Annotated in this window: 8 protein-coding genes and 1 pseudogene; 4 read left to right on the forward strand and 5 right to left on the reverse strand. The window is 65.9% G+C overall.

Annotation, left to right across the window (positions count from 1 at the left end):
* Together cobT and B5D62_RS28140 are read left to right on the forward strand one after the other, a co-directional pair.
* Window positions 1-1,905, forward strand: a complete 1,905-nt coding sequence (gene cobT / locus B5D62_RS28135; RefSeq protein WP_085937386.1) for a cobaltochelatase subunit CobT — start codon at window positions 1-3, stop codon at window positions 1,903-1,905.
* 11 nt (window positions 1,906-1,916) lie between these two features.
* Complete coding sequence (locus B5D62_RS28140) at window positions 1,917-2,948, forward strand: esterase-like activity of phytase family protein (RefSeq protein ID WP_170921178.1); 1,032 nt, start codon at window positions 1,917-1,919, stop codon at window positions 2,946-2,948.
* A 10-nt stretch (window positions 2,949-2,958) separates the two neighbouring features.
* Here the strand turns inward: B5D62_RS28140 and rpmB are convergent, their stop codons facing one another.
* The 5 genes from rpmB to B5D62_RS28165 form a co-directional block, all read right to left on the reverse strand.
* A complete protein-coding gene (gene rpmB, locus B5D62_RS28145) occupies window positions 2,959-3,264 on the reverse strand; it encodes a 50S ribosomal protein L28 (RefSeq protein ID WP_085937388.1) in 306 nt (101 codons plus the stop codon).
* Window positions 3,265-3,338: 74 nt separating this feature from the next.
* Window positions 3,339-3,821: a YcgN family cysteine cluster protein gene (locus tag B5D62_RS28150; RefSeq protein WP_085937389.1), complete on the reverse strand. Its 483-nt coding sequence runs from the start codon at window positions 3,819-3,821 to the stop codon at window positions 3,339-3,341.
* Window positions 3,811-4,779 carry a methylmalonyl Co-A mutase-associated GTPase MeaB gene (meaB, locus tag B5D62_RS28155; RefSeq protein ID WP_085937390.1) on the reverse strand — a complete coding sequence of 323 codons (969 nt, stop codon included), beginning with the start codon at window positions 4,777-4,779 and terminating at the stop codon, window positions 3,811-3,813. Before meaB ends, B5D62_RS28150 begins: the two co-directional genes overlap by 11 nt.
* Window positions 4,780-4,793: 14 nt before the next feature.
* A complete protein-coding gene (locus B5D62_RS28160) occupies window positions 4,794-5,948 on the reverse strand; it encodes an MFS transporter (protein ID WP_170921179.1) in 1,155 nt (384 codons plus the stop codon).
* A complete protein-coding gene (locus tag B5D62_RS28165; protein ID WP_231714967.1) occupies window positions 5,935-7,674 on the reverse strand; it encodes an ABCB family ABC transporter ATP-binding protein/permease in 1,740 nt (579 codons plus the stop codon). The genes B5D62_RS28160 and B5D62_RS28165 overlap by 14 nt, the downstream gene beginning before the upstream one ends.
* A gap of 232 nt (window positions 7,675-7,906) precedes the next feature.
* Between B5D62_RS28165 and B5D62_RS28170 the strand changes: the two genes are divergently transcribed.
* Both B5D62_RS28170 and B5D62_RS28175 read left to right on the forward strand, forming a co-directional pair.
* Window positions 7,907-8,731, forward strand: coding sequence for a DUF3108 domain-containing protein (locus B5D62_RS28170; protein ID WP_170921180.1), 825 nt, complete (start codon window positions 7,907-7,909; stop codon window positions 8,729-8,731).
* A 177-nt stretch (window positions 8,732-8,908) separates the two neighbouring features.
* A pseudogene (locus B5D62_RS28175) lies at window positions 8,909-10,789 on the forward strand (hypothetical protein); the annotation flags it as partial.

Consider the following 10,789-nt stretch of genomic DNA (forward strand, 5'->3'; position numbering starts at 1 on the left):
ATGGCCAAAGACACGACTCCAATCGAGGAGTTCCGCCGGGTCACAGCGACCACGATGCGGGCGATCTCGCGCAAGGACGTGAACGTCTCGTTCGTGCCCGATGGCGGCTCGCTCCTGGGCCAGGAAGCCCGCATCACGGTACCGGCGCGGGACCTGCCCGTCGAAGACGTGAGCCGCGTGCGCGGCGAAGCGGATGCGATGGCGCTCAAGCTGCGCCATCACGATCGCAAGATGCATCTGCGCCGGGTTCCCCGTGGCGAGACCGCGCGGGCGATCTTCGAGGCGGTGGAGCAGGTTCGTGTCGAGGCGCTGGGCGCCCGCAAGATGGCGGGTGTGGCGGACAACCTGGCCGCCCTATGGCGCCAGCGCTCCGACCAGCGCGGCCACGCCCGTATCAAGAGCAAGGAAGACGCCCCGATCGCCGACGTGATCGGCCTGATCGCACGCGAGCAGCTGCTGGGTGCGTCGCCGCCGGAGTCGGCCAAGGCGATGGTCGATATGTGGCGCGCCGACGTCGAGGCCGCCGCCGGCCGTGATTTCCAGAAGCTCAAGGATTCGCTCGCCAACCAGGAGGCCTTTGCCAAGGCGGCGCGACAACTGATCCGCGACCTCAAGCTGGGCGACGAATCGGCCGACCTCCAGGACGAGGACCAGGAAGAGTCGCAGGACCAGGACAACGCCGACGGCCAGTCCAACGAGACCGGCGAGGATCAAAGCGATTCGAGCGAGAGCCAGGGCTACGGCGCTCAAGGCGAGGAGAGCGAGGACGCCTCCGAGCAGGAAGACGCCTCCGAGACCGCCGCCGATCAGGCCCAGACCGAGATGCAGATGGGCTCTGGCGACGAGGAGGAGCCGGGCCGCGCCGAGCGTCCGTGGCTGCCGCCGGGCGCGCTCAGCAACGAACCGCCGGGCCAGCAGTACCATCCCTATACGGTCAAGTTCGACGAGATCGTCGAGGCTGATCAGCTGTGCGACGCCGAGGAACTCGGACGGCTGCGCAATCACCTCGACCAGCAGCTCAGCCATCTGCAGGGCGTCATCGGCAAGCTCGCCAACCGCCTGCAGCGCCGCCTGATGGCGCAGCAGAACCGCTCGTGGGATTTCGACCTCGACGAAGGCACGCTCGATGCGGCACGTCTCACGCGCGTCATCACCAATCCCATGCATGCCCTCTCCTTCAAGAAGGAGAAGGACACGAACTTCCGCGATACGGTCGTGTCGCTGCTGATCGACAATTCAGGCTCCATGCGCGGCCGGCCCATCACGGTGGCAGCGATGAGCGCCGACATCCTTGCCCGCACGCTCGAGCGCTGCGGCGTGAAGGTCGAGATCCTGGGCTTCACGACCCGCGCCTGGAAGGGTGGCCAAAGCCGCGAGCAGTGGCTGGCCGCCGGCAAGCCGGCCAATCCCGGCCGCCTCAACGATCTGCGGCACATCATCTACAAGCCGGCGGATGCGCCTTGGCGTCGGGCCCGCAAGAATCTCGGCCTGATGCTGCGCGAGGGCATTCTCAAGGAGAATATCGACGGCGAGGCGCTGCTGTGGGCGCATAACCGCCTGCTGCCGCGGCCCGAAGAGCGCAAGATCATGATGGTGATCTCCGACGGCGCGCCGGTCGACGATTCGACGCTGTCGGTGAATCCCGGCAACTACCTCGAACGGCATCTACGCGACGTCATCGACTGGATCGAGACGCGCTCTCCGGTGGAGCTGATTGCCATCGGCATCGGCCACGACGTCACGCGCTACTATCGTCGCGCCGTGACCATCGTGGATGCCGATCAGCTCGGCGGCACCATGATGGAGCAGCTGGCCTCGTTGTTCGACGAAGAGGATACGCGGGACGTGCGGGCAGCTCATCAGGGCAGGCCTGGCAGCAAACCCGGCGGCCGACGGGCGGCCTGACCGGACGCGCGGTGGCGACCACGAGGGGCAGCGCCTTCCGGCTGGTTGCCCGGCCCCTTGTCTTCTTCAGCCTCCTTCTCGCAGCGGCCTGCATCGCCACGCCGCCCTCGGCGCCTGTCGAGGCGCAGGTATTGCCGCTCGAGATCCACGCGCGGGCGGTCCCGTTCAAGCTCGACGAATCGGCCGCGCACCGGGTCGGCCGCCTCATCTGGCGCGGCGGCCTGGTGCTGACGGCGAACTCGGCCAATTTCGGCGGATGGTCCGATCTCTATGTGACGCCGGACGGCCGCCACCTCAGCTCCATCTCCGACGTCGGCGGCTGGTTCACGGCCACCATCGACTACGACAAGGACGGCAATCTCGGTGGCCTGACGGACGCGCATATCGGCCCATTGCATGGGCTCGACGGCAAGCCGCTGGTCGCGAAGGCCTGGTCCGATTCGGAAGGCATGGCCCATCTGCGCGATGGCTCGTGGCTGGTATCCTTCGAGCGCCACCATCGGATCTGGCACTACCCCACGCTCGACGGCGTTCCGGTCCCGGTGGACGGCCCGGCGGAGATCGGGCGGCAGCCCGACAATGGCGGCATCGAGACCCTGACCGCGCTCGATGACGGCACGGTGATCGCGATCAGCGAGGAATATCGCGAACAACCCGGCAGCGTCGTGGGATGGATCGGCAAGCCGTCAGTGGGAGGCGGCTATGCGTGGGAGAAGTTTCGGTACGCGACTGTGCCGGACTTCCATCCGACGGCGATCGTCCGCTTGCCGGATGGCGCCTTCGCCACGCTCGAACGCGCCTTCGATGTCGTGCGCGGCGTGCGCGTGCGGGTCATGCGTTTTGCCGCCAATCAGCTTCAGGCCGGCGCGACGGTACATCCGGAGGAGCTGGCGTTCCTCGCCTCACCTTATGCGGTCGACAATCTCGAAGGTATTTCCGCCGCCAGGGGACCTCGCGGCGAGACGCTGCTCTGGCTGATCTCGGACGACAACTTCAATCCGATGCAGCAGAACCTGCTGCTGATGTTCGAACTGGCCCCATGAAAAAGGCCGCTTACGCGGCCTTTTTTGCGTCCTTCTTGGCCTTGGCCAAGGAAACCCGGCGCTTCAGGGTCAGCATCTCGGGGCTGAGCTTGCTGTTGTTGGTCCCGAGCAGATAGGCGTCGATACCGCCATTGTGCTCGATGGTCTTGATGCCGCGCGGCGTCAGCCGCAGGCGCACGGTATGACCCAGCGCGTCGGACAGGACCGAAGCGACCTGCAGGTTCGACATGAACCGGCGCTTGGACTTGTTGTTCGCGTGGCTCACATTGTGGCCGTACTGCACGGACTTGCCCGACAGGGCGCAACGACGAGGCATGACGGTTTCCGCTTAAAAAACGATCCCGCCAGAGGGCGGGAAGGCCGGCTTTTTAAGGGCCTCGGGGCGGGTCGTCAAGCGAACCAATCCACGACTCTTTCGCTGATATCCTCGACCTGGTCCTCGGGGATGACCCGGCCCCGGGCGGAAATTCCCGCCTGATGCACGGTTTCCGGGTCGCCGGACAGCAGCGGATGCCACCAATAGAGGTCCTGTTTGAAGTGCACCAGGCGATAGGCACAAGTCTTGGGGAGCCAATCCATCTTGGCCACCACCTTTGGGGTCAGCTGGATGCAGTCCGGCACGATCTTCTTGCGGTTCTTGTAGTCCCGACAGCGTGCCGTCTTGGGATCGAGCAACCGGCAGCAGGTGTCGGTCTGCGCCAGTTCTCCGGTACCCTCGTATTCGAGCTTGTTGACGCAGCACATGCCGCAGCCGTCGCACAGCGACTCCCACTCGGCCTTGGTCATCTGCGCCAGCGTCTTGCGCTTCCAGAATGGCTCTTCGACCGCCGCCGCAGCGCGGCGGGCCCTTCCGACGAAAGATTTATCGACCATAGAAGGCTTGTAGCATACGCCGGGCGGCGGCCGCTGGGGTGATGCGTCCATTTTCCACGTCGTTCTCCAGTCCACCCACCAGCCGTTTGACCTCAGGGTGCCTGCGCAATTCCCCCAACAGGGTTTCGCCGACCTCGTTCCACATCCAGGCGCGGGCCTGCTCGGCACGGCGGTGAGCGATCCCCATCTCGCCGACGGCCTTGTAGAAACGGTCGACGATCGTCCACAGCTCCGTGACGCCCTTTCCGGTCTGGGCCGAACAGGTGACGACTTCAGGGATCCAGCCCGGCGTGGGCGAGCGCAGCATGCGCAGCGCATGCTGATAGTCGGCAGCCGAGCGCTTGGCCGTCGCCTCGAGATCGCCGTCGGCCTTGTTGACCACGATCAGATCGGCGAGCTCGATCACGCCGCGCTTGATGCCCTGCAGGTCGTCGCCACCGGCCGGCAGCAGCAGGACGATGAACATGTCCACCATGTCCGCGACGGCCGTCTCGGACTGGCCGACGCCGACTGTTTCGACGATCACAGTGTCGAAGCCCGAGGCCTCGCTCAACAGCATCGCTTCCCGCGTGCGGCGCGCCACGCCGCCCAGCGTCGTGCCTGCGGGAGAGGGACGGATGAAGGCCGCCTTCTGCCGCGACAGCTCCTCCATGCGCGTCTTGTCGCCCAGGATCGAGCCGCCGCCACGCTTGGAGGACGGATCGATCGCCAGCACGGCCAGGGACCGGCCCTGCCCGATCAGGGACAGGCCGAAGCGTTCGATCAGGGTCGATTTGCCGACACCCGGGACGCCGGTGATGCCGAGCCGCACCGACTTGCCGGTATGCGGCAGCACGGCCGCCAGCAAGGCGTCTGCCCGCTGGCGATGGTCGGCGCGGGTCGACTCGATCAGGGTGATGGATTGGGCAAGCGCACGACGGTCGCCGGCGAGCAAGGGCTCGAGCAAGGGATCGGTCATCGACGGCAGACTTATCAGCCGGGCCGGCGCGATGCCAGCAAGGCGGCAAATCCCACCGCCGCGTAGAACAGCGCCAAAGTCCAGCCCAGGCCGGGCTCGCCCACCGCATCCATCGCCGCGCCGGTCAGCGGCCGGCCGATCAGCCCGCCCAGGATATAGAGCATGCTGTAGGCGGTATTGGCGCGCGCGATGTCGCCGCCGTTGAACCGTCGGCCGAGGAGCGCCAGGCCGACCGGATAGATCGAGAAGGAAATGCCGCCCCACAGCATGACGACCGCGATCACGCTCGCCGAATAGGCCGGCACCAGCGGCAGCAGCAACATCAAGCCCATGCTGAGGAGCGCACAGGCAGCGAGCACGATCCGGCGATCGGCATGATCGGCCAGCCAGCCGATCGGCCACTGCAGGACGATGTTGCCGATCACGAAGGCCGACAGCCACAGAGTCCCGATCTCCGCCGTGACACCCGCGTTCACGGCGTATACGGGCAGGAAGCTGAAGGCGACCTGCTCGCCGGTTCCCGCCGCGAAAGCCGCGAACATGGCCAGGGGCGCCGCCGCAATGACAAGGCCAAAGCCGCTGTCACGCGCATGGGCGATGCGCGGCGAGGTGTTCCAGAACGGCAACAACGGCACCGCCACCAGCAGGGCGAGCGCGGCGCAGGTGAGAAAGGGCCGTGGCCCGTAAACGCCCACGATCTGCAGAACGAACGGCCCCAGCGCCATGCCGAGCGCGAACATCGCCGCATAGACGGCCATGGCGCGGCCGCGCCGGCGCTCCTCGACCACGACGTTCATCCAGATCTCGCTGACCACCCACGGCACGCCACCGACGACGCCATGCAGGAAGGAGAGCACGAACCAGGCGACCGGCCCCGACGTGACCGTGAAGGCCACCATGATCAGCGATCCGACGGCCACGGCGAAGACGATGCTGGGCGCGGCGCCGAATCGTGCCGCCAGGCGAGGAATGCGCGTGCCGAACGACAGCATACCCAACGCCCAGCCCGCCGAGACGAGGCCGATGGTGAACTTGTCGACCCCTTGCCTCTGCAGCGCCAGCGGCACCAATGGCAGGGCGACGCCCGCCTGCAGGCCGATGGCGGCACAGGCCGCGAAGACCGGCAGGAGCGTCTTCCAGGGACTGGCCGCCGTGCTAGTCGGCGACACGGAGATGCCCTTCGGCGCGCAACGAGGGCGGCTCCTCGAGCTTGCGCTCGGCCTCGGCCGCCGCTTCCTGCTGGCGGCGCCACATGTCGGCATAGAGGCCGTTGCGCGCCAGCAAATCGACGTGGCGCCCGCGCTCGACCACCCGTCCTCGATCGAGCACGATGATCTCGTCGGCATTGATGATCGTCGACAGGCGGTGCGCGATGACCAGCGTGGTGCGGCCGCGGCTCACCTCTTCGAGAGAGCGCTGGATCTCCTGCTCGGTGCGCGTATCGAGCGCGCTGGTGGCCTCGTCGAACAGCAGGATGCGCGGGTTCTTCAGAATCGTGCGCGCGATCGCCACACGCTGCTTCTCGCCGCCGGACAGCTTCAGTCCGCGCTCGCCGACGGTCGCGTCGTAGCGCTGCGGCAACGCCATGATGAAGTCGTGGATGCGCGCGAGCTTGGCCGCCTGTTCCACTTCTTCCCGGCTGGCGCCCGGCCGGCCATAGGCGATGTTGTAGTAGATGGTGTCGTTGAACAGCACCGTATCCTGCGGCACCACGCCGATCGACGCCCGCAAGCTGCCCTGTTGCACGTCGCGGATGTCCTGGCCATCGATCAGAACGCAACCGGCAGCCACGTCGTAGAAGCGGAACAGGATGCGCGACACGGTGGACTTGCCGGCGCCGCTCGAGCCGACGATGGCGACCGTGTTCCCCGGAGCGACATGGAAGCTCACGTCATGCAGGATCGGCCGCGACTTCTCGTAGTGGAAGTCGACATGGTCGAACACGATCTCGCCGCCGCCCACCTTCAGGGGCGGTGCGCCCGGCTTGTCCGCGATCTCCGGCGGGACGTCGAGCAGCCCGAACATCTTCTCCATGTTGACCAGGGCGCCGCGGATCTCGCGATAGGCGAAGCCCAGCATGTTGAGCGGCTGATAGAGCTGCAGCAGGAAGGCGTTGACGGCCACGAAGTCGCCCACCGTCATGCTGTGCTCGACCACGCCGCGGCCAGCCATGACCATGACCGCCGCAAGGCCGACCGCGATGATGGCGCCCTGCCCGACATTGAGCATGGACAGGGTACGGCTCGACCGGATTGCCGCAATTTCGTAGCGACGTCGACCGACATCGTAGCGTCGGGATTCGTGCGCCTCGTTGCCGAAATACTTCACCGTCTCGTAGTTCAGCAGACTGTCGATGGCCTTGGCGTTCGCGTCGGTGTCGGCGTCGTTCATGAGCCGCACGAACTGGATGCGCCATTCCGATATCGAGATCGTGAAGACGATATAGGCGCCGATCACGCCCAGCGTGACGACCGTGAAGCGCCAGTCATAGAGGCGCCACAGGATCGCCCCCACCATCAGGATCTCGAGCAGAGTCGGGAGGATGTTGAAGGTCGTGAAGCGGATCAGGAATTCCATGCCCTGCGTGCCGCGTTCGATGACGCGACTGAGGCCGCCGGTCTGGCGTTCCAGATGGTAGCGAAGCGACAGGCCGTGCAGATGGCCGAACACCTGCAGGGCCAGGGTGCGGATCGCGCGCTGGGCAACCGGCGCGAAGATCGCGTCACGGATCTCGCCCAGCGCCTGGGCCAGGACCCGGGCCACCCCGTAGGCGATGATGAGCGCCACCGGCACGGCCATCGCCTGCACCTCGGGCTTGCCCAAGGCATCCACCGCCTGCTTGTAGAGGATGGGGACATAGACATTCGCCACCTTGGCGAGGACGAGAAGGGCCATCGCGACTGCGACGCGCGTACGAAGGCCCCATTCTCCCTTTGGCCACAAATGGTGCCCAAGTATGGACAGCACGGCCCAGGAACGACCGGGGCCGATGGCAGGAGGGCGATGGTTTCCAGGAGGCGACATGGCAGGTTGGCCGGTTCGGGCGCTTAGGTCTGGTGGCGTGGGGGGCGATGGCCTTCTATCGTGCCTGAGGGGCAGGCGTAAGCCCCTTGAGGATGGACGATTCATGACTTTTCGTAACGCGGCCGCAGCATTCGCCTTGTGCAGCGCCCTGCCGGCAGCCGCGATGGCGGCGGAGCCTCGCCAGGTCGAGGTGGGCTATGCCATTACCTATCTTGGCTTCACCGGCTTTCGCATCGACTTCAAGGCCCGTTTCGACGGCGATGCCTATGACGTCGAAAGCCACACCTTCAAGGAAGGGCTGATCAAGGCCGTCACGATCAACTATGACGGCCGCAATCGGGCCTGGGGCGGCTTCGACAAGCAGGGCGCCAGACCGTCGGGCGGATCGCTGTCGATCATCGTCGGCGACAAGCCGCGGACCTGGCTTGCCCAGTACGGGCCCGGCGGGACGCTGAGCGAAAAGAGCCAGCCGGAATGGAAGCCCTCGCCCGACCAGGCGATCCCGGAGGATAAGCGCATCGGCTCCCTCGATCCCCTGTCGGCGGCGCTCAGCGTCGGCCTGTCCGGCGATGCCGCCTGTGACCGCACCGTGCCCTCCAACGACGGCAAGCGCCGCATCGACGTGATCCTGAAGAAGATCGGCACCGAGCCGGCGGCGAACTCGGGCGTTCCCGGCGCGCGCGGCGATCTGCTGGTATGCGAAGTCTATACGCGACGGGTCGCGGGCGAATTCTACGACGCACCGCAGGAGGCCGAGAGCAAGAAGGAACAGCCGATGAAGCTGTGGTTCGCGCGGCTCGACGACACGCCGTTCCGCTATCCCGCCAAGCTCGAGGCCCAGACGGGATTCGGTACGGTGCACGGCAAGCTGCTCTTCTTCCACGAGCGCCCATTGAGGGACGACGAGAAGACAGCGATGCAGCGCTGATCGCCTGAGCAACTCCCTGAACTGCAAATATCTAATCGCACTTGCGCACGCGATGAACTGAGACGGCGATTAGTCCCGATGCCTCACACTCTTCTCGCCAAGCGAGCATCTATTGGATACAGACTCCAATAGGGCGAGGCGATGCGGTCGCGATAGCGGCCGCATGGGAGACGCGACGTGGGGGCTATTTCGATCCGGATCTGGCTGGGGGGCATGCTCGCCTGCTCCAGCCTCGCCGTTGCACAGGCGCAGGTCGCGTCGCCAGTCGACATTCCATTGCAGCTTCTTTACGTGCCGACGCCGAGCAGCGGTCCGCCGTTCCCGCCGCAATGGCGGCTCGGCATCAATGTCGGCATCAACGGCGGGCAATCACACATCTATCTCTTCGACACCGGGTCGAGCCTGTTCAATGCGCAGTACAACCAGTCGTGGTGGCCGGGCTTCACGCCCAGCAGCGATCCCACGACTGGCTACACGCCGCTCTCGACGGTGACGGGCGGATCCGGCATCCAGTACTGCTACGGCAACGGCTTGACTGGCTGCCGCGGCTACAAAGGCAACATCGTCCAGGCGGGGACGCTCGACCTCTATACGCCGACGACCTCACCGGGCGGGCAAACTCTTGTTACGAGCCTGAACGCGGCACCCGGCTACCAGATCAACGCGGTCTACGAATCGAGCTTCGACGGCACCTCCACACTGGTAGCAGGAACTACTGCGCCGGTGCTCGAGAACCAGTTCTATGGCGTCTTCGGCGCCGGCGACTTCACGACCCCGCTGCACACCTACACGACCAGCGGTGTATTGGGGCAAACGACGGTGACCGGGGCGATCCAGGGCTACATGGTCGCTGCAAACGGACAGACCAATCCGGTGCCGAGCAGCGGCAATCAGCCGACTCAGATCAACGGCCAAAACGTCTTGCTGGGAGGCGTGCGCCAGGCCGTGACGAGTTGCAGCCCCTGCGTGAAGCTCGGCCTGACACCTGAAGTCATCGGCCAGTTCGCGCCCGTTGGCCTACCTGGAGCGACGGGTGGAACGGGCCTGATCCGATGGGCAGAGACGGGCGCGGCTTTCATCAATCCCTACGGTGGCGCGACGGGTAACAACGCCTCGACCCAGTTCGGCATCAACTTCAACGTCACTCTAACAGCGGGTGGCACAACGGTTACGTCCACAAGTGGCGGCCTGCTCGATACCGGCACCGGTGGCCTCACCCTCAGCACCGTGCTCAAGAACCAGCCTGGCATCAGCACCAACACGAGCGTCCTGGGTGGCGTTACCTTCACCGCGACGGGACTGGCGCCAGACGGTTCCTCCATCAGCGGGCTGTCGTCCTCGTCGTCCGTGCTCCAGGCCCAGGGCAGCGATCCCATCACCTACGTCGCCCTGTTCGACCAAAATGCGCCTGGCCTGACCAACACGATCGGACTGTCCTTCTTCCTGCAGAACTCGGTTCTCTACGATCTGAGCGACAATGTGATCGCCTACACGCCGTACTTTGTCACCGATGCCAATCTGGTGACGACAGCCGGCGGTCCGCTGATCGTCGAGAGTACCAACGTGCCGCTGGGCCTGGCGGGCGTGATCTCGGGACCGGGCGGGGTGCAGATCGGCAATGGCGGCGACGTGCAGCTGAGCGCCACCAACACCTACACCGGGGCGACGCAGATCGCCTCGGGCGGCCGGCTGCTGGTGTCGGGCCCGGGCAGCATCGCCGCCTCGAGTGGCGTCACCAATGACGGCACGTTCGACATCTCGCGGGCCTGGGCACCGATCTCCATCGCCGCCCTGACGGGAGCGGGCACGACCTATCTCGGCGCCAACACCCTGGTCCTCACCAACGCCAGCGGCACCTTCTCCGGCAGCATCGCCGATGGCGGCTCCTATCCGGTCGGCGGCGGCAGCCTCACCATCGCCGGCGGCACGCAGGGCCTGAGCGGTGCCAACAGCTATAGCGGCGCGACCACGGTCCAGGCCGGGGCGCAGCTCAATCTTTTAGGCACGGGCAATATCGTCAGCTCGAGCGGTCTCGCCAACAACGGCACCTTCGACATC

It is taken from the genome of Enhydrobacter aerosaccus (genome assembly GCF_900167455.1).
Taxonomy (GTDB): domain Bacteria; phylum Pseudomonadota; class Alphaproteobacteria; order Reyranellales; family Reyranellaceae; genus Reyranella; species Reyranella aerosaccus.

Bases quoted from the DNA above. Each gene is read 5' to 3' on its own strand.
- rpmB (WP_085937388.1), bottom strand. From the start codon at position 3,264: ATGCCTCGTCGTTGCGCCCTGTCGGGCAAGTCCGTGCAGTACGGCCAC.
- B5D62_RS28170 (WP_170921180.1), top strand. From the start codon at position 7,907: ATGACTTTTCGTAACGCGGCCGCAGCATTCGCCTTGTGCAGCGCCCTG.
- cobT (WP_085937386.1), top strand. From the start codon at position 1: ATGGCCAAAGACACGACTCCAATCGAGGAGTTCCGCCGGGTCACAGCG.
- B5D62_RS28165 (WP_231714967.1), bottom strand. From the start codon at position 7,674: ATGGCCCTTCTCGTCCTCGCCAAGGTGGCGAATGTCTATGTCCCCATC.
- meaB (WP_085937390.1), bottom strand. From the start codon at position 4,779: ATGACCGATCCCTTGCTCGAGCCCTTGCTCGCCGGCGACCGTCGTGCG.
- B5D62_RS28150 (WP_085937389.1), bottom strand. From the start codon at position 3,821: ATGGTCGATAAATCTTTCGTCGGAAGGGCCCGCCGCGCTGCGGCGGCG.